Below are 17,976 nucleotides of genomic sequence, written 5' to 3' on the forward strand. Positions count from 1 at the left end.
CCATGACCACGACCGACGACCGACCGCACACACCTGAACCGCCGGGTGACCCCGCCCCGGCACGTCCCGCCCGCACCCGGGCGCCCTGGCTCGCACCGCTGGGCCGACGGCTGCACTTCTACGCCGGCATCCTCGTCGGCCCGTTCATCCTCATCGCCGCCCTGACCGGCGCGCTGTACGCGCTGACGCCCCAGATCGAACGCGTCGTCTACGCCGACGAGCTCCGAGCCCCCGTCACCGACGGCGCGGTGGCGTTGACGCTGGCCGACCAGGTCGAGGCCGCGCAGGCCTACCTCGGCGACGACGACGTCACCCTGTCGGCCGTCCGCCCCGCCCCGAACCCCGGCGACACGACGCGCATCATGTATCTGCAGGACGGGCTCGCCGAGAGCGAGTCGCGCGCCGTCTTCGTCGATCCCGGCACGGGGGAGATCCGCGGCGACCTGACCGTCTACGGCACCAGCGGTGCCCTCCCGCTGCGCACGTGGATCGACAACCTGCACCGCGGGCTGCACCTCGGCGACGTCGGCCGCCTCTACAGCGAGCTGGCCGCGTCGTGGCTCGGCGTCGTAGTCCTCGCGGGCGTGGGGATCTGGATCGCCCGCTACCGCCGCACCCGGAACCGCCGCGAGATGGTGCGCCCCTCGAACCGGCGACGCGGCCACCGCCGCATCTTCTCCTGGCACGCCTCGACCGGGATCTGGCTCGCGCTCGGCGCGCTGTTCCTCGCCTCGACCGGCATCACGTGGTCGCAGTACGCGGGGGCGAACGTGAGCGAGCTGCGCACCGCGGCGGCCTGGGCGACACCGGCGCTCAGCACCGCGATCGAGGACGACGGCGGTGGCGCCGTCGACCCCGACGACCACGCCAACCACACGCCGGACGAGCACGCCGAGCACACCGGTCACGCCGAGCACACCGGTCACGGCGGCGCGACCCCCGACGAGGAGTCCGCCCAGGCCGCGGTCGACGACCCCGCGATGTTCGACGCCGTGCTCGCGCTCGGCCAGACGGTCAACATCACGACCGGTCTCGTCGAGATCAAGCCGCCGACGGAGGTCGGCAGCGCCTGGACGGTGAACGAGATCCAGCGCTCCTACCCCACGCAGGTCGACGGCGTCGCGATCGACCCCTCGTCGATGACCGTGGTCGACCGCGTCGACTTCGACGAGTACCCGTTCGTGGCCAAGCTGGCGCGGTGGGGCATCGACATCCACCAGGGAACGATGTTCGGTCTGCCCAACCAGATCCTGCTGTTCCTGACGGCGAGCGCGCTCGCTGCCATGGTGGTGATGGGCTACCTCATGTGGTGGAAGCGTCGCCCGACGCGCGGCTTCGGCGCCGCTCCCGAGCCCGAGGCCTGGGCGGCCGCACCGTGGTGGGGCCGGGTGGTCGTGGTGGCGGTCGGCGTCCTCGTGGGGCTGTGGCTGCCGCTGCTCGGGTACACGCTCGCCGCCTTCGTGCTCGTGGACGTCGCGCTCGGCCTGCGACGGCGTCGCCGGAGCACCAGCCACACATAGCGAGCGCGCTCTCGGGACCGATCGGCGGCGCTCCACGCCGCCGATAGGTCTCGCGTGATCCGGCCCGCTCACCCCGATCACCCCGGCCACTCGGATCCGCGATCGTTCGTGTCCTTCCGAAGGACACGAACGATCGCGGATCCACGAGGCCGTGCGCCGAGATGTGAGGGTGCGGTGAGGTCGCCCAGGTGCTGGGCGAGGGTGGGGCGAAGCCGCGCAGGCGTGAGGTGAGGGCTCCGCAAGGGTGCCCGGGCGTGGCGCGTGGCGCGTGATCGTTCGCTGTGCAGCGGTGGTCGCCCCGGGCCAGCGTGGCGGCCAACAGTGCACAGCGAAGTGCTGCCGACGACCAACCGTGCACAGTGAAGGTGGGCCGGCGGCCGCCTGGGGTGGGCCGGCCGTCTGGGCCGGCCGCCCCCCAGGGGCGTTGGGGGCGTTGGGCGTGGGGCGTGCGGGGCGCGCGACCACCAGGGCGTGCGGGGCGCGCGACCACCAGGGCGTGCGGGGAGCGCGAGCACCCACCCGTCAGGCACCCGTGAGGGTTCCGGCGGCGGCCGTATGGATTCCGTCAGGACGGTGAAGCACGCACCCCCGGCGGGTGTGGAGTCGGCACGTACGCCACCCACGCCTGACCGGGAGTCCCTGTGCTCGACCTCGTCTACATCGTCCTCACCCTCGCCGTCGTCGGCCTCGTCGCCCTCGCGGCGAAGGGGGTCGAGAAGCTGTGATCGTCTTCCACGTCGTGGCCGCCGCCCTCGGCGTCGCCGCGCTCGCGCTGCTCCTGCTCGCCCTGATCAAGCCGGAGCGGTTCTGATGGGCGCCGCGCTCCTCCTGGCCCTCGCGCAGGTCGCGGTCCTCGCCGTCGTCCTGATGGCCGTGCACCGCCCCCTCGGCGACCACATGGCCCGCACCTTCACCACCGAGCGCGACCTCGCCGTCGAGCGCGGCCTCTACCGCCTCATCGGCGTCGACCCGCGCGGCGAGCAGACCTGGCGCGCCTACCTGCGCGGCGTGCTCGCGCTGACCGTCGTCGGCATCGGCCTGGTCTACCTGCTGCAGCGCACGCAGGCGATCCTGCCCGACGCCGTCGGGATGCCCGCCGTCGAACCGGGCCTCGCGTTCAACACCGCGGTCTCGTTCGTCACCAACACCAACTGGCAGTCCTACTCCCCGGAGGCGACGATCGGCTACACGGTCCAGCTCCTCGGCCTCGCGGTGCAGAACTTCGTCTCCGCGGCCGTCGGCATCGCCGTCGCGATCGCCCTGGTGCGCGGGTTCGCCCGCCGCCGCACCGGAACCCTCGGCAACGTCTGGGTGGACGTCACGCGCGCCGTCGTCCGCATCCTGCTGCCGCTGTCGGTCGTCGCGGCCCTCGTGCTCGTCGCGGGTGGCGTGGTGCAGAACCTCACCGGGTTCACCGACGTCGCCACCCTCGCGGGCGGCACGCAGCAGATCCCCGGCGGTCCGGTCGCGAGCCAGGAGGCGATCAAGCTGCTGGGGACCAACGGCGGCGGCTTCTACAACGCCAACTCGGCCCACCCGTTCGAGAACCCCTCCGCGTGGATCAGCCTGCTGCAGGTCGCGCTCATGCTCGTGATCCCGTTCAGCCTGCCGCGCACGTTCGGCACGGTGATCGGCGACCGCCGGCAGGGCCGCACGATCCTCGCCGTGATGGCGGGCCTGTTCGTGATCTCCCTCGCGGCGCTCACATGGCTGGAGCTCCGCGGTGCCGGCACCGCGCCGCAGCTCGCCGGCGCCGCGATGGAGGGCAAGGAGCAACGGTTCGGGATCGTCGCCTCGACGCTCTACGCCGCCGCCGGCACCCTGACCTCCACCGGCGCCGTGAACTCGATGCACGACTCCTACACCTCGCTCGGCGGCATGGTCCCGATGGTCAACATGATGCTCGGCGAGATCGCGCCGGGCGGCGTCGGCTCCGGCCTGTACGGGATGCTCGTGCTCGCGATCGTCGCCGTCTTCATGGGCGGCCTCATGGTCGGGCGCACGCCCGAGTACCTCGGCAAGCGGCTCGGACCGCGCGAGATCAAGCTCGCCAGCCTCTACATCCTCGTGACTCCCGTCCTCGTGCTCGCCGGGACCGCGCTGAGCTTCGCGATCCCGGGCGTGCGGGCCGACGTCGAGGCCACGTCGATCGCGAATCCGGGCGTGCACGGCCTCAGCGAGGTCCTCTACGCGTTCACGTCAGCCGCGAACAACAACGGTTCGGCGTTCGCCGGCCTCACGGCCGACACCCCGTGGTTCACCACCGCGCTCGGTGTCGCGATGCTGCTCGGCCGCCTGCTGCCGATCCTCCTGGTGCTCGCCCTCGCCGGGTCCCTCGCGTCGCAGGACACCGTCCCCGCCACGAGCGGCACGCTGCCGACCTCGCGCCCGTTGTTCGCCGGGCTGCTGGGCGGCGTCGCCGTCGTCGTCACCGCCCTCACCTACTTCCCCGTCCTCGCCCTCGGGCCCCTCGCAGAAGGTCTGTGATGTCCCTCCTCCTCACCCGCACCCAGGCGGTCGAAGCCCTGCCGCTCGCCGTGCGCAAGCTCGACCCGCGCGTCATGTGGCACAACCCCGTGATGCTGATCGTCGAGGCCGGCGCCGTGCTGGCCACGGCGCTCGCGATCGCCGAACCGTTCCTCGGCGGTCCCGCCGACTCCGGCGGGTCACCCGTTCCTGCCCCGTTCACCGCGATCATCGCCGTCTGGCTCTGGCTCACGGTCCTGTTCTCCAACCTCGCCGAGGCCGTCGCCGAGGGCCGCGGCAAGGCGCAGGCCGACAGCCTGCGCTCCACGCGCAGCACCACCACGGCGCGCGTCGTGTCGGTCTACGACGCCGCGCACGACCCCGCCGCCACCGCCGCGCCCCTGACCGACCGCGCGTCCTCCGAGCTCGTGGTGGGCGACGTCGTCGTGGTGGTGGCGGGGGAGCTCGTGCCCGGCGACGGCGACATCGTGCACGGCATCGCCTCGGTCGACGAGTCCGCGATCACGGGGGAGTCCGCCCCGGTCGTGCGGGAGTCCGGCGGCGACCGCAGCGCCGTCACCGGCGGCACCCGCGTGCTCAGCGACCGCATCGTCGTGCGCATCACGAGCAAGCCCGGCGAGACGTTCGTCGACCGGATGATCGCGCTGGTCGAGGGCGCCGCGCGCCAGCGCACGCCCAACGAGATCGCGCTCAACATCCTGCTGGCGAGCCTGTCGGTGATCTTCCTGGTGGTCACGCTGACGCTCAACCCCATCGCGTCCTACGCCGCCGCGCCCGTCAGCCTGACGGTCCTGGTCGCGCTCCTCGTGTGCCTCATCCCGACGACGATCGGCGCTCTCCTCTCCGCCATCGGCATCGCCGGGATGGACCGCCTCGTGCAGCGCAACGTGCTGGCGATGTCGGGCCGCGCCGTCGAGGCGGCCGGAGACGTCACGACCCTGCTGCTCGACAAGACGGGCACGATCACCTACGGCAACCGGCAGGCCACCGACGTCGTCCCGCTGCACGGCACCTCCCGCGAGGAGCTGCTGCGCGCCGCGGCGCTCGCGTCCCTGGCCGACCCGACGCCGGAGGGCGCCTCGATCGTCACGCTCGCCGCGGGCGAGGGGCACGCGTTCGGCCCCGACGCCGACGGTTCGACCGCCGACGGCGCCCCGACCCCCGACGGCGAGGTCGTCCCGTTCACCGCGCAGACCCGCATGAGCGGTCTGGACCTGTCGGACGGGACCCGCATCCGCAAGGGCGCCGGCTCCGCCGTCGCCGCGTGGGTGGCCGGCACGGGGACGGACGTGCCGTCCGCCACGGCCGCCGAGCTCGACGGCGCCGTGACCGCGATCTCCGCGAGCGGCGGCACGCCCCTGGTCGTCGCGCAGCAGGACGCCGACGGCGAGTCGCGCGTGCTCGGCGTCGTCCACCTCAAGGACGTGGTCAAGGCCGGCCTGACCGAGCGGTTCGCGCAGCTGCGCGCGATGGGCATCCGGACCGTGATGATCACCGGCGACAACCCGCTCACCGCGGCCGCCATCGCGAAGGAGGCGGGGGTCGACGACTTCCTGGCCGAGGCGACGCCCGAGGACAAGATGGAGCTCATCAAGCGCGAGCAGGCGGGCGGCAACCTCGTCGCGATGACGGGCGACGGCACGAACGACGCGCCCGCGCTGGCGCAGGCCGACGTCGGCGTCGCGATGAACACCGGCACCTCGGCCGCGAAGGAGGCCGGGAACATGATCGACCTGGACTCCGACCCGACCAAGCTGATCGACATCGTGCGGATCGGCAAGCAGCTGCTCATCACGCGCGGCTCGCTGACGACGTTCTCGATCGCCAACGACGTCGCGAAGTACTTCGCGATCATCCCGGCGATGTTCATGGGCGTCTTCCCGGGCCTCGCCACGCTCAACGTGATGCAGCTCAGCTCGCCCGCCTCGGCCGTGCTGTCCGCGGTCGTCTTCAACGCGCTCGTGATCGTCGCGCTCATCCCGCTCGCGCTGCGCGGCGTGACGTACCGCGCGGTGCCCGCCGCGTCGCTGCTCTCGCGCAACCTGCTCGTCTACGGACTCGGCGGCGTGATCGTGCCGTTCGTGGGCATCAAGCTCATCGATCTCGTGGTCAGCGCGCTGCCCGGCTTCTGAGCCCCGCCTCCGCGCGACCGTCCGACATCCGCCCCCCGAAAGGCCCTCCCGTGTCCCGCTCCTCCACCCTTCGCCCCTACGCCGTCGCGCTGCGCGCCATGCTCGTCGCAACGCTCGCGCTGGGCCTGGTCTACCCGCTCCTGATCACGGGCGTCGCCGCCGTGGCGATGCCCGACCGCGCGGCCGGATCGCTCGTCACGGCCGGCGCCGCGGACGAACCAGCGCGCACGGTCGGCTCGAGCCTGATCGGTCAGTCCTTCACGGACCCCGACGGCGTCGCGCTCCCGGGGTACCTGCAGTCCCGCCCGTCCGCCGCCGGCGAGGGGTACGACGGCGGCGCCTCCTCCGGCTCCAACCTCGGCCCCGAGAACACCGATCTGGTGGCCGCCGTCGAGCAGCGTCGGACGGAGGTCGCGCAGCGCGAGGGCGTCGACGTCGCCGACGTGCCGGCCGACGCCGTCACGGCGTCCGCGTCCGGGCTCGACCCGCACATCAGCCCCGCGTACGCGCTGCTCCAGGTGCCGCGGATCGCGCGCGAGCGCGGCCTGCCGGAGAGCGAGGTGGAGTCGCTCATGCGGTCTAGCATCGCCGGGAGGGACCTGGGGTTCCTCGGCGAGGAGCGGGTGAACGTGCTCGCGGTGAACATCGCGCTCGACGAGCTGTCGGTGGGCTGAGGACGTGTGGTGACGGAAGGGACGGGCCGGGTGGGTGCGGTGAGCGGCGCGGGTCGAGGCACGCTGCACGTCCTGCTCGGGGCGGCCCCCGGCGTCGGCAAGACGTGCGCGATGCTCGAGGAGGGCCGCCGCCTGCGCGAGCGGGGCCGGGACGTCGTGGTCGCCGTCGTGGAGACGCACGGTCGCGCCGCCACGGCCGCCGCCGTCGCCGACCTCGAGGTGGTGCCGCGCAGCCGGCGCGAGCACCGCGGGGTCGAGCTCAGCGAGATGGATGTCGAGGCCGTGCTGGCGCGCGCGCCCGACGTCGCGCTGGTCGACGAGCTCGCGCACACCAACGCCCCGGGGTCGGCGGGCGAGAAGCGGTACGACGACGTCGCGCGGCTCCTGGGGGCCGGCATCGACGTCCTGACCACGGTCAACATCCAGCACATCTCCTCGCTGAACGACGTCGTCGAGCAGATCACCGGGGTGCCGCAGCGCGAGACCGTGCCGGACGCGGTGCTGCGCGCCGCGGACCAGGTCGAGCTCGTCGACATCGCGCCGCAGACCCTTCAGGGCCGGCTCGCGCAGGGCCAGGTGTACCCGGCCGAACGGGTCGACGCGGCGCTGTCGAACTACTTCCGGCTGGGCAACCTCACGGCGCTGCGCGAGCTCGCGCTGCTGTGGCTGGCCGACGAGGTCGACTCCTCGCTGCTGACCTACCGCGACGCGCACGCGATCTCCTCGACGTGGCAGGCGCGCGAACGCGTCGTCGTCGCCCTCACCGGCGGACCGGAGGGGGAGACGCTGCTGCGCCGCGGCGCCAGGATCGCCGCACGCTCGGCCGGGGGCGAGCTGCTCGCCGTGCACGCCATCGCGCCGGACGGGCTGCGCGCCGGCCCGCCCGGCGCCCTCGCGCGACAGCGTGCGCTCGCGGAGAGCCTCGGCGGCACCTTCCACCAGGTGGTGGCCGAGAACGTCGCGGGTGCCCTGGTGGACTTCGCGCGCGCGGCGAACGCGACGCAGCTCGTCATCGGGTTGAGCCGGCGCGGCTGGCTGCGCTCGCTGCTCGGCGGGCCGGGCACGGGGCGCGCGATCATCCGCGAGGCCGGCACGATCGACGTCCACATCGTCAACCACGACGCCGCCGGGGGCGCCCTGCGGCTGCCGCGGTTCGCGGGCGGGCTGACGGTCCGACGGCGGCTGCTCGGCCTGGCGCTCTCGCTCGCGGGCGGACCGCTGCTGACGTGGGCGCTGGTGGGCTGGCGGTCGGAGGAGTCGATCATCGGCGACGTCCTGAGCTACCAGCTGCTCGTGATCGTGGTCGCGCTCGTCGGCGGGCTGTGGCCCGCGCTGCTGACCGCCGTGCTCTCGGGGCTGACGCTCGACTACTTCTTCATCGAACCGCTGCACACGGTGAGCATCGCCGAACCGCTGCACGCGCTGGCGCTCGGGCTGTACGTCGTCAACGCGCTGCTCGTCAGCTACGTCGTGGACCAGGCCGCCCGCCGGACCAGGGCCGCCCGCCGGGCCGCCGCGGAGTCAGAGCTGCTCGCCGGCGTGGCCGGGAGCGTGCTGCGCGGCCAGGACGCCCTGGAGGCGATCCTCGGGCGCACGCGCGAGGCGTTCGGGCTGCGCGAGGTGCGCGTGGTGGCCGGGGGCGAGGTGCTCGCCAGCGCCGGAGCGCCCGGCGCCGACATCGCCGATGCGGGACGTGCCGGGGATACCGGGAGCGTGCCGACGGCGACGCTCCCCATCGGTGAGCGCGGCACGCTGGAGGTGGTCGGGCGCGTGCCCTCGCCGTCCGAGCGCCGCCTGCTGGCCGTGATCGCGGCGCAGGTCGACGTCGCGCTGGAGAACACCGACCTCGAGCGGACGGCCAGCTCGCTCGCCCCGCTGGCGGAGCTGGACCGCGTGCGCAGCGCGCTGCTGTCCGCGGTGAGCCACGACCTGCGGCGCCCGCTCGCGGCGGCCGCGACCGCCGTCGGGGCGCTGCGCTCCCCGGACGTGACGTGGTCCGACGTCGACCGCCGCGACCTCCTCGCGACCGCGGACGAGAGCCTCGGCACGCTCACGGCGCTGGTGACCGACCTGCTCGACGTGACGCGGCTGCAGGCCGGCGTGCTCGCCGTCGCGACGGCCCCGACCTACCCCGGCGACGTCATCCTGCCCGCGCTCGACGAGCTCGGCCTCGGTCCCGCCCAGGTCGAGCTCGACCTCGAGTCGCCGGCCGTGCCGCTGCTGGCCGACCCCGGTCTGCTGCAGCGCGTGCTCGTGAACCTGCTGAGCAACGCGGTGCGGCACAGCGCCGGTGCACCGGTGCGGATCGCGACGTCGACGCTCGGCGAGCGCGGACAGATCCGCGTGATCGACCGCGGCCCCGGCATCCCCGCCGACCGGCGCGCCGACGTGTTCGTGCCGTTCCAGCGGCTCGGCGACGACGACAACACGACCGGGCTCGGTCTGGGACTCGCGCTCTCGTCGGGTTTCGTGGAGGGGATGGGTGGCACGCTGGAGGTCGAGGACACCCCGGGAGGCGGCGTGACGATGGTGGTGGGACTCGCCGTCGCGACGCACGAAGCGCTCCCGACCGGCGACGCGGGCGACCCGGGGGAGGACGCCGCGTGAAGATCCTCATCGCCGACGACGACCCCCAGATCCTGCGCGCGCTGCGGATCACGCTGCGGGCGCGGGGCTACGACGTCGTGACCGCCGCCGACGGGACGGGCGCGATCAACGCCGCCGTCGAGGAGAAGCCGGACCTGCTGATGGTCGACCTGGGCATGCCGGGGATGGGCGGTCTCGAGGTGATCGAGGCGGTGCGCGGCTGGTCCAGCGCGCCGATCCTGGTGGTCTCGGGGCGGACGGGGTCGGCCGACAAGGTCGAGGCCCTCGACGCCGGGGCCGACGACTACGTGACCAAACCGTTCGCGATCGACGAGCTGCTGGCGCGCATCCGGGCGCTGACGCGACGCGTCGGGACGGGGGCCGCGGGCGGCGGTGCGTCGGACGAACCGGTGGTGACGTTCGGCGACGTGGTGGTCGACCTCGCGGCGCGCACGGTGCTGCGGGGCGGCGACCCGGTGCGCCTGACGCCGACCGAGTGGCAGTTCCTGGAGCTGCTGGTGCGGAACGAGGGTCGGCTGGTCACGCGGCAGCAGCTGCTCGCGGAGATCTGGGGCAGCGCACACGTGACGGACACGGGCTACCTGCGGCTGTACCTGTCGCAGCTGCGCCGCAAGCTGGAGCCGGACGCCGCCGTGGGCGCGGTGCCGCGGCACCTCATCACCGAACCGGGGATGGGCTACCGCTTCCAGCGCTGAGGCAGTGGCCGGGACGGTGACGCGGCAGGGGACTCGGGCGGCTCAGGCGGCGCGCGGCCCGAACATCGCCACGGACTCCAGCAGGCCGACGCCGTCGCTGACGCGCGCGATCTGCTCGGTCGAGCGGCGCGAGAACAGGATGCGCAGCAGCTCGTAGTCGTCGGCGGCCACGGTCACGACGCCGCTCGGCACCCCGACCTGCCACGTGCTGTCGGCGGTGCGCACCTCGAACCCGCTGACGCTCGGCCGGCTGCCCAGCTGCGCCACGACGCCGGGCAGCAGCAGCTCCCACGTCAACGGATCGGCCCGCGGGAGGTCGAGCGCCTCGCGCAGGTCGGCCTCGTGCACCAGGAGGTCCCACGCGGGGCTCGGCTCGGCCGGGTCGAACGTGTCCACCGGCATCCGGGCGCCGAACTCGCGCAGCTCGTCGGCGAGCTCACCGACGCTCGCGGTGCGCCGCTCGACGACCTGACGGTTGGTCCAGCCCCGACCGGGGGCGCCGTCCATCCGCCCGACGACGGCGTCGTTCGCCGCTCCCGCGACGTGCGCCAGCAGGTCGTGCACCGTCCAGGCGGGTGTGGCGGGGACGCCGCGGCGCGCGGTCCGCTCGTCCACACCCTCCGCCAGCTCGGCGACGCGGGCGACGGCGGCGGCGTAGACGCCGGGGAGATCGAGGGTCATGTCCGGTTCAACGCCCGGGTGCGGTCCCGCGATTCCCGGCACCCGCCGTCGTCAGGACAACCGCTTCTGGAACGCGTCGATCGCGCCGGTGATGCGGGAGACGATGCCGGAGCCGCCCTCGGCCCAGTCCGGGTCCTGCGGCAGCGGGCCCATCGGGTCCGCGGTCGCGGGATCGGAGCCCGGATCCTTGTCGGCGAGCGCCCGACGGATGGACTCCTCGAGCCCGAGCAGCCGGTGGCCGGCGGGCAGGAGCTCGCGGACGAAGTCGTCGTCGGACGCGACCATGTCGTGCTTGAGGCTGTCGATCAGCGCCTCGACCGTGTCGGTCGGGACGTCGGTCAGCCGCGCGGCGATGGCGCCGACGGCGCCCTCGGGGACGAGCGGCAGCGGGATCTGCGGGCGCGGCAGCTCGGTGATGTCCGCGTAGACCGACAGCAGCTCGGGGTAGGGCATCCGGTCGGGGCCGCCGATGTCGAAGGCGCGCGACCCGTCCCAGCTCACGGCACCGACCAGGGCTGCGATGGCGTCGACCACCGCGATCGGCTGGATCTCGGAGTGCATCCAGGTGGGGATCGTCTGGACCGGCAGGCGCTCGGAGATCTGCCGGATGATCTCGAACGAGGTGGATCCGGAGCCCAGCAGGACGGCCGCGCGCAGCGAGACCGTGGGGATGCCGGTGGCGGCGAGCGCCTCCTCGACCTCGAGCCGCGAGCGGATGTGGTCCGACAGGTCCTCGCGGGGGACGTCCGGGACGATGCCGGACAGGTAGACGATGCGGCGGACGCCGGCGTCACGGGCGTACCGGGCCACGCGCTCGGCGGCCTCGCGGTCCTTCGTGACGAAGTCGTCGGCGTCCAGGCCGTGGATCAGGTAGACGACGGTCTCGATCCCGACGACGGCGGCGCGCACCTGCTCGTCGTCACCGACGTCCATGCCGACGTTCTCGGTGCGCTCGCCCCACCACAGCGAGTCCAGCTTCTCTGCGGACGACGCCGAGGCGCGGACCGTGTGGCCCTGCTCCAGCAGCGCCGGCACCAGTCGGCTGCCCACGTACCCCGTCGCACCCGTCACCAGAATCGTCATGGAGCCCACTCCCACCGTCGCGCACCGCGCCGCCAGCAGGATCGTGCCTGACCGCTCCTCGAGTATCACCCTGGGCCGCGAGAAAGCGGCCGGTCGGGTTTCGACCCGGGACCGCCGGGCAGACGTCCCCATCGACCCCGGGAGAGCGGGGCTTGTACGTTCCCCCGGGAACCACTCGCCACGGGAAGGAACGATCGATGACGTCGTCGTCACGAGGAACCCGCGTCGCCGGGTGGATCCTGGTCCCCCTCGGCCTCGTGGCGCTGCTCGGCGCCCTCGCCCTGGTGCTCGGACCGGGCCTCCGCACGGCGGAGCCCGCGCCGTTCGGGCAGTCGATGACCGTGTCGCTCCCGGCGGGTGACGCCGGGGTCTACGTCACGCCGTCGGACGTGTGGAGCCAGATCTCCTGCACCGCCGAGGTCGGCGGCGAGGAGCGGGCGCTGCGCCCGGACATGACGATGCAGGACCTCGTGGTGCCGCAGCGGTGGGAGGCGAGGGGGAACCTGGCGATGGAGCGCGCGGGCACCCTCGAGATCACGTGCGACGGGCCCGTCGACGGTGGGCAGTTCACGGTCGGGCCGGTCGTGTCGTTCTTCACGCTGATCGGGGCCGGGCTGCTCGGCGTCCTCGGCGCGGTGCTGATCGTGGTGGGCGGGGTGCTCCTCGCCGTCGGGCGCCGCCGCGGGACGGGCACTCAGCCGTCGAGCGCCCGCACCTCCTGGTAGCGGCCCTCGCGGTAGGCGAGCGGCAGGGCGCCCGGGTGCGGCAACCCGTGATCGGTGACGGCGAGCGCCACGAGGTGGCTCGACCCCAGCGTCACCCGCTCCAGCACGCGCCCCCGCACCCACTCGCGCGCCCCGTCCACGACCGGTTCGCCACCGGGCAGGCGCGACCACCCGCCGTCGGCGAACCGATCGACACCGCGCGCGGCGAACCGCTCGGCCACCCCGTCCTGGTCCTGGGCGAGGAAGCTGATCGCCACGCTGCCGGCGACGGCGAGCGCGGGCCACGACGACGAGCGCCCCGACACGCAGAACGCCAGGATCGGCGGTGTCGAGGACACCGAGACGACCGAGGACGCCGTGAACCCGACCGGCGCCCCGTCGGCGTCGGTCAGGGCCACGACGCACACGCCGGCGGGGTGGCGGCCGACCACCTCGCGGAAGGTGGCGGTGTCCAGCAGCTCGTCAGCGGGCTCGGTCATGACCCCATCCTGCGCTCACACCACGTCGAACGGGGCGTCCAGCAGCACCTCGTCCCGCGAGCTCGGACCCACGAGCAGCGTGAAGCGGCCGGGCTCGACCCGGCGCACGCCGTCCGCGTCCACGATCGAGCAGGCGGCGACCGGCAGCGCGAGGTCGACGTCCACCGTCTCGCCCGGCTCGATCCACACCTGGTGGTGGGCCTTGAGCTCCTTGCCGGCCCAGGTGACGGAGGCGACGTCGTCGCGCACGTAGACCTGCACGGTCTCGAGCACGCGGCGGGCGCCCGTGTTCGTGACCGTCACGCGTCCCCGCACGACGTCGCCCCGCCCGAGGACCGGCGTGCTGACGCGGAGGTCGGCGTAGGCCACGCTCGAGTAGCTCAGCCCCTCGCCGAACACCCAGGCCGGGTCCTGCGTGAGGTCGGCGTAGCGCGTGCCGTGCTGGCTCGTGATCTGGTTGTAGAACACCGGCTGCTGGCCGACGTGGCGCGGCCACGACAGCGGCAGCCGACCGGTCGGCTCGATCGCGCCGAGCACGAGCTCGGCCACGGCGCGACCGCCCTGCATGCCGGGGTTGGCGGCCCAGACGATCGCGGCGGCCCGCTCGGCCGAGGTCGGCAGCACGTGCGGTTTGCTCGCCAGGACGACCAGCACGAGCGGCGTCCCGGTCTCCTCCGACACCGCGGCGAGCGCGTCCAGGAGCGCGACCTGGCCGCCGACGAGCTCGAGCGTCGCCGTCGAGCGGCCCTCGCCGACCAGCTCGATGCGGTCGCCGACCACGGCCACCACGACGTCGGCCGCCCGCGCCGCGGCGACGGCCTCGGCGAGGAGCGCCTCGTCGGGCGGGGACGGCAGCACGACCTGCGGGCGCGGCTGACCGTCGGAGAACGTGGTGCCCAGCGGGTCGTCGGCGAGCGTGAGGATGTCGGCCCCGCGCGCGTGCACGATCTCCCAGCCGCCCGGCACCCCGGTGCGGAAGCCGTCGAGGACCGTGGTGGTCAGCTCGCGCGGGTGCCCGTCCATCAGCCACGGGGCCTGCCCGGACGCCCCCGCCCAGTCGCCGAGGATCGTGTGCTCGTCGTCGGCGTTGGGGCCGACGACGGCGATCGTGCGCGCCGTGCCGTCGCCGACCGCCGGAGCGGCGAGCGGCAGCACGCCGTCGTTGCGGAGCAGCACGAGCGAGCGGCGCGCGACCTCGAGGTTGAGGGCGGCGTGCTCGGCGGTCCCGATGAGCGCGGCCTGGGCGGTGGTGTCGGGCCGGCGCGGGTCCTCGAACAGCCCGAGCGCGAACTTCACCTGCAGGATGCGCCCGACGGCGGCGTCGACCGCCTCGATCGGGAGCGTCCCCTTCTCGACCGCCTCCTGCGCGCCGGCGAAGAACTCCGGCGTCGTCATGATCATGTCGTTGCCCGCCAGGACGGCACGGGCGGCGGCGTCGGCGAAGTCGGGGCTGAGCCGCTGGATGCGGACGAGCTGGCCGACGTTGTCCCAGTCCGTCACCAGCATGCCGCCGTAGCCCCACTGCTCGCGCATGACCTCGTTCAGCAGCCAGGTGTTGATCGTGATGGGCACGCCGTCGGTCGACTGGTAGCCGAGCATGAACGTGGCGCAGCCCTCGCGCGCGACCCGCTCGAACGGCGGGGTGTACCAGGAGAGCATCTTGCGGCGCGAGACGTCGGCCTCGCTGGCGTCGCGGCCGCCCTGCGTCTCGCTGTACGCGGCGAAGTGCTTCGCGGTGGCGAGGATCGCGCTCGGGTCGGCCAGGCCGTCGCCCTGGTAGCCGCGGACCATGGCGCTCGCGAGCTCGCCGATGAGGTGCGGATCCTCGCCGAACGTCTCCGAGACGCGGCCCCAGCGCAGGTCGCGCGCGATGCAGAGCACGGGGGAGAAGGTCCAGTGAATGCCCGTGGGGGCGACCTCGACGGCGGTCGCGCGCGCGACGCGCTCCACGAGGGCGGTGTCCCAGGTGGCGGCCATGCCGAGCTGCGTGGGGTAGATCGTCGCACCGCGGAAGAAGGAGTGGCCGTGGATGCAGTCCTCGCCCACCAGCAGCGGGATGCGCAGGCGCGTGGTGGCGACGAGGTCGTGCGCCAGCGCGAGCTGCTCGGGGGAGGCGTGCAGGATCGAGCCGACGGCCACCTCGACGACGATCGGCGTCAGCTCCGCCGTGAGGTCCTCGCCCGGCCCCGCGGGCAGCTGCATCATCTGGCCGATCTTCTCCGGCAGCGTCATGCGGCCGACGAGGTCGGCGACCCGCTGCGGGACCGGGAGTGCGGGGTCGAGGTAGGGAGCGGTGCTGACGGAACGGGGGGCGGGGGCGGCGGGCGTGCTCACGGGAGGTCCTGACGTCGACGGCGGGATCGGCACCACCGTAGCCACGATCCGGCCTCGCGTCGAAGCGGTTCGACGGCGCGCCCTCGTCCGCTCGCCGCCGTCGGGCGTCGGACGGGTGCCACGAGACCGGCCCGGCGGCCCACGTAGGGTTGACGGGTGAGTGAGCAGAGCCAGGTCCGTCTCGACGTCGCGGACCCCGCCGTCCGCTCCCTCGTCGCCCCCGGTGCCCGACTGAAGGAGATCGCCTCGGGCGGGGAGTGGTTCGAGGGCCCCGCGTGGCTCGGCGACACCCTGGTCTGGAGCGACGTCCGCGGGAACCGGCTGCACGCGTGGGACCGCGAGCGCGGCGCGCGCACCTGGATCGAGGAGTCCCACCACCAGAACGGCCACACGGTCGACCGCGAGGGCCGACTCGTCGCCGCGAGCCACGGCGAGCGCGCTGTCGTCCGCCGCGAGCACGACGGCCGCTGGACCACGATCGCCGACTTCACGCCCGACTGGAAGCGGTTCAACTCCCCGAACGACGTCATCGTCTCCTCCGACGGCGCGACCTGGTTCACCGACCCGACCTTCGGCCTGCACCAGAGCGAGGAGGGCTTCGAACCCCCCGCGATGCCGAGCGAGATCGGCGGGTCGCACGTCTTCCGCGCCGGACCGCGCGGACTGCGCGACGGCGTCCGCAACCTCACCGCGCACCTGCCAGCGATGCCGGCCCCGAACGGTCTCGCGCTCAGCCCGGACGAGTCCGTCCTGTACGTCTCGGACTCGAGCGCGAACCACATCCTCGGGTTCCGCGTGCGCCTGAGCCTCGACGGGCCCGAGCTCCACCAGCCGTGGATCGTGCACCGCACGTTCGAGGGCAGCCCCGACGGCATCCGCGTCGACCCCACCGGCCGCCTCTGGTCCTCCAGCGGCGCGGGCGTCGAGATCCTGCGGCCCGGTCTGCCCGGTGAGCGCGCGCGCCACCTCGGCACGATCCTGGTGCCGCAGGTGACGGCGAACCTCGCCTTCTCGCCCGACCTGCGGCGGCTCGCGCTGACCTCGACGTCCTCGGTCTACCTGCTGAAGCTGGGCGACGTCACCGTCTGAGCCATCACGTCCGAGCCGCCCGGCGGGGCCGAGCGACCGGGCGTAGGGTTCGGCCGTGCCCGACCCCGCCCCCGCGCCGCCGCCCGACCTCTCGAGGGCGAGCGCGACCGCCCAGCGCCGCGTCCTCGTCGTGGCGATCCTCGCCTCGTTCGTGTCCTTCCTCGACGGCTCCGTCGTCAACGTCGCCCTGCCCGCCATCTCGCGCGACCTCGTCACCGGACCGCTGGTCGGGCTGTCGCTGCAGCAGTGGGTCGTGGACGCCTACCTCCTCACGCTGGGCGCGCTGATCCTGCTCGCGGGATCGCTGTCGGACGTGCTCGGCCGCCGTCGCGTGCTCGTGTCCGGCCTGATCGGGTTCGCCCTCGCGAGCGTGCTGTGCGCGATCGCCCCGACGGGTCTCCTGCTCGTGCTCGCCCGCGCGCTGCAGGGGGTGGCGGGCGCGCTGCTCGTGCCCTCGTCGCTGGCGATGATCATCGCCGCCTACTCCGGAGCGGCGCAGGCGCGCGCGATCGGCATCTGGACGGCGTGGACGGGCACCGCCTCGATCGCCGGCCCGCTCCTCGGCGGCCTCCTGGTCGACCACGCCACGTGGCGCTGGGTGTTCTGGATCAACGTCCCCGTGCTCGCCGTCACGCTGCTGCTGGTGCGGGGCATCGCACCGGACGCCCCGCCGTCGACCCGCCGTCGCATCGACGTCGTCGGTGCCGTGCTCGCCGTCGTCGGCCTGGCCGGTGCGGTGCTGGCGCTCATCGAGCAGGGCCGACTCGGCTGGACGCACCCCGTGGTGCTCGGCGGGCTGGTGCTCGGCGTCGTCGGGCTGGTGGCCTTCGTCGCGTGGGAGCGGCGGGCGCCTGACCCGATGCTCCCGCTGCGGCTGTTCAGCAGCCGCACCTTCGCGTGGGGCAACCTCGCCACGGCGGCCGTCTACGCCGCGCTGTACGTGGGCGGGCTGCTCGTCACGCTGTTCCTGCAGGAGGTCGCGGGCTGGAGCGCGACGGCGGCCGGGCTCTCCCAGCTCCCGATCACGCTCCTGATGCTCGCGCTGTCGGCCAGGTTCGGCGCGCTCGCGGGGCGGTTCGGACCGCGGCTGTTCATGACCGTGGGCCCGCTCGTGGGCGCCCTCGGCTACCTGCTCATGCTCGGCGCGACCGAGGACGTGCGGTACGCGACGCAGCTGCTGCCCGGCCTGCTGGTGTTCGGCCTCGGTCTGGCGATCACCGTCGCGCCCCTGACCGCCGCCATCCTCGGGGCGGTCCGGCCGTCCGACGCGGGCATCGGGTCCGCGGTGAACAACGCGGTCTCGCGCGTTGCCGGGCTGGTCTCGGTCGCGATGCTCGGCACCGTGGTGGGCGGCGCGCTCACCGTGGACGGGTTCCACCGAGGACTCGTGGTGGTCGCCTCGCTGCTGGTGCTCGGCGGCCTCGTCAGCCTCGTCGGGATCCGCAACCCGAAGGTCTGAGGCTGACTCGC

Annotated in this window: 14 protein-coding genes; 10 read left to right on the forward strand and 4 right to left on the reverse strand. The window is 73.8% G+C overall.

Annotation, left to right across the window (positions count from 1 at the left end; translation table 11 throughout):
* Nucleotides 1-2 precede the first annotated feature (2 nt).
* The 7 genes from SERN_RS06530 to SERN_RS06560 all read left to right on the forward strand — a co-directional run bounded on the left by SERN_RS06530 (nt 3) and on the right by SERN_RS06560 (nt 10,115).
* The gene (locus tag SERN_RS06530; protein ID WP_135849317.1) at nt 3-1,520 is read left to right on the forward strand and encodes a PepSY-associated TM helix domain-containing protein; all 1,518 of its coding nucleotides are present in this window, start codon (nt 3-5) and stop codon (nt 1,518-1,520) included.
* 721 nt (nt 1,521-2,241) lie between these two features.
* A complete protein-coding gene (locus tag SERN_RS06535) occupies nt 2,242-2,331 on the forward strand; it encodes a potassium-transporting ATPase subunit F (protein ID WP_135849318.1) in 90 nt (29 codons plus the stop codon).
* Nucleotides 2,331-4,007, forward strand: a complete 1,677-nt coding sequence (gene kdpA, locus SERN_RS06540; RefSeq protein WP_135849319.1) for a potassium-transporting ATPase subunit KdpA — start codon at nt 2,331-2,333, stop codon at nt 4,005-4,007. The genes SERN_RS06535 and kdpA overlap by 1 nt, the downstream gene beginning before the upstream one ends.
* Nucleotides 4,007-6,139 carry a potassium-transporting ATPase subunit KdpB gene (gene kdpB / locus SERN_RS06545; protein WP_135849320.1) on the forward strand — a complete coding sequence of 711 codons (2,133 nt, stop codon included), beginning with the start codon at nt 4,007-4,009 and terminating at the stop codon, nt 6,137-6,139. Before kdpA ends, kdpB begins: the two co-directional genes overlap by 1 nt.
* A 50-nt stretch (nt 6,140-6,189) precedes the next feature.
* Nucleotides 6,190-6,813 carry a potassium-transporting ATPase subunit KdpC gene (gene kdpC, locus SERN_RS06550; protein WP_135849321.1) on the forward strand — a complete coding sequence of 208 codons (624 nt, stop codon included), beginning with the start codon at nt 6,190-6,192 and terminating at the stop codon, nt 6,811-6,813.
* Between the two features lie 9 nt (nt 6,814-6,822).
* A complete protein-coding gene (locus tag SERN_RS06555; RefSeq protein ID WP_269846125.1) occupies nt 6,823-9,420 on the forward strand; it encodes a DUF4118 domain-containing protein in 2,598 nt (865 codons plus the stop codon).
* Nucleotides 9,417-10,115, forward strand: a complete 699-nt coding sequence (locus SERN_RS06560) for a response regulator transcription factor (protein WP_135849322.1) — start codon at nt 9,417-9,419, stop codon at nt 10,113-10,115. The genes SERN_RS06555 and SERN_RS06560 overlap by 4 nt, the downstream gene beginning before the upstream one ends.
* A gap of 42 nt (nt 10,116-10,157) precedes the next feature.
* Here SERN_RS06560 and SERN_RS06565 read toward each other — a convergent pair whose 3' ends face one another.
* On the reverse strand, nt 10,158-10,796 hold the full coding sequence (locus SERN_RS06565; RefSeq protein ID WP_135849323.1) for a maleylpyruvate isomerase N-terminal domain-containing protein: 639 nt from the start codon (nt 10,794-10,796) through the stop codon (nt 10,158-10,160).
* A 51-nt stretch (nt 10,797-10,847) separates the two neighbouring features.
* Nucleotides 10,848-11,879, reverse strand: coding sequence for an NAD(P)H-binding protein (locus SERN_RS06570; protein WP_158292592.1), 1,032 nt, complete (start codon nt 11,877-11,879; stop codon nt 10,848-10,850).
* Between the two features lie 197 nt (nt 11,880-12,076).
* Here SERN_RS06570 and SERN_RS06575 point away from each other — a divergent pair, with 197 nt between their 5' ends.
* Complete coding sequence (locus SERN_RS06575) at nt 12,077-12,604, forward strand: hypothetical protein (RefSeq protein ID WP_135849325.1); 528 nt, start codon at nt 12,077-12,079, stop codon at nt 12,602-12,604.
* Here SERN_RS06575 and SERN_RS06580 read toward each other — a convergent pair.
* Both SERN_RS06580 and SERN_RS06585 read right to left on the reverse strand, forming a co-directional pair.
* Nucleotides 12,574-13,083: a flavin reductase family protein gene (locus SERN_RS06580; protein WP_135849326.1), complete on the reverse strand. Its 510-nt coding sequence runs from the start codon at nt 13,081-13,083 to the stop codon at nt 12,574-12,576. The two genes, SERN_RS06575 and SERN_RS06580, sit on opposite strands and share 31 nt — an antisense overlap.
* Before the next feature lie 15 nt (nt 13,084-13,098).
* Entirely contained in the window at nt 13,099-15,417 is a 2,319-nt protein-coding gene (locus SERN_RS06585) for a glycoside hydrolase family 3 N-terminal domain-containing protein (RefSeq protein ID WP_233251515.1), read from the reverse strand.
* Nucleotides 15,418-15,573: 156 nt separating this feature from the next.
* Between SERN_RS06585 and SERN_RS06590 the strand changes: the two genes are divergently transcribed.
* The gene (locus tag SERN_RS06590; RefSeq protein WP_135849327.1) at nt 15,574-16,506 is read left to right on the forward strand and encodes an SMP-30/gluconolactonase/LRE family protein; all 933 of its coding nucleotides are present in this window, start codon (nt 15,574-15,576) and stop codon (nt 16,504-16,506) included.
* Nucleotides 16,507-16,561: 55 nt separating this feature from the next.
* Nucleotides 16,562-17,965 (forward strand): MFS transporter, encoded by a 1,404-nt coding sequence (locus SERN_RS06595; RefSeq protein ID WP_135849328.1) that lies wholly within the window; start codon nt 16,562-16,564, stop codon nt 17,963-17,965.
* Nucleotides 17,966-17,976 lie beyond the last annotated feature (11 nt).

Origin of the sequence: Serinibacter arcticus (assembly GCF_004786095.1) — a bacterium.
Lineage (GTDB): Bacteria > Actinomycetota > Actinomycetes > Actinomycetales > Beutenbergiaceae > Litorihabitans > Litorihabitans arcticus.

What these genes read in the sequence shown, in the direction of transcription:
- SERN_RS06530 (WP_135849317.1), top strand. Translation starts at nt 3, where the DNA reads ATGACCACGACCGACGACCGACCGCACACACCTGAACCGCCGGGTGAC.
- kdpA (WP_135849319.1), top strand. Translation starts at nt 2,331, where the DNA reads ATGGGCGCCGCGCTCCTCCTGGCCCTCGCGCAGGTCGCGGTCCTCGCC.
- kdpB (WP_135849320.1), top strand. Translation starts at nt 4,007, where the DNA reads ATGTCCCTCCTCCTCACCCGCACCCAGGCGGTCGAAGCCCTGCCGCTC.
- SERN_RS06565 (WP_135849323.1), bottom strand. Translation starts at nt 10,796, where the DNA reads ATGACCCTCGATCTCCCCGGCGTCTACGCCGCCGCCGTCGCCCGCGTC.
- SERN_RS06570 (WP_158292592.1), bottom strand. Translation starts at nt 11,879, where the DNA reads ATGACGATTCTGGTGACGGGTGCGACGGGGTACGTGGGCAGCCGACTG.
- SERN_RS06575 (WP_135849325.1), top strand. Translation starts at nt 12,077, where the DNA reads ATGACGTCGTCGTCACGAGGAACCCGCGTCGCCGGGTGGATCCTGGTC.
- SERN_RS06580 (WP_135849326.1), bottom strand. Translation starts at nt 13,083, where the DNA reads ATGACCGAGCCCGCTGACGAGCTGCTGGACACCGCCACCTTCCGCGAG.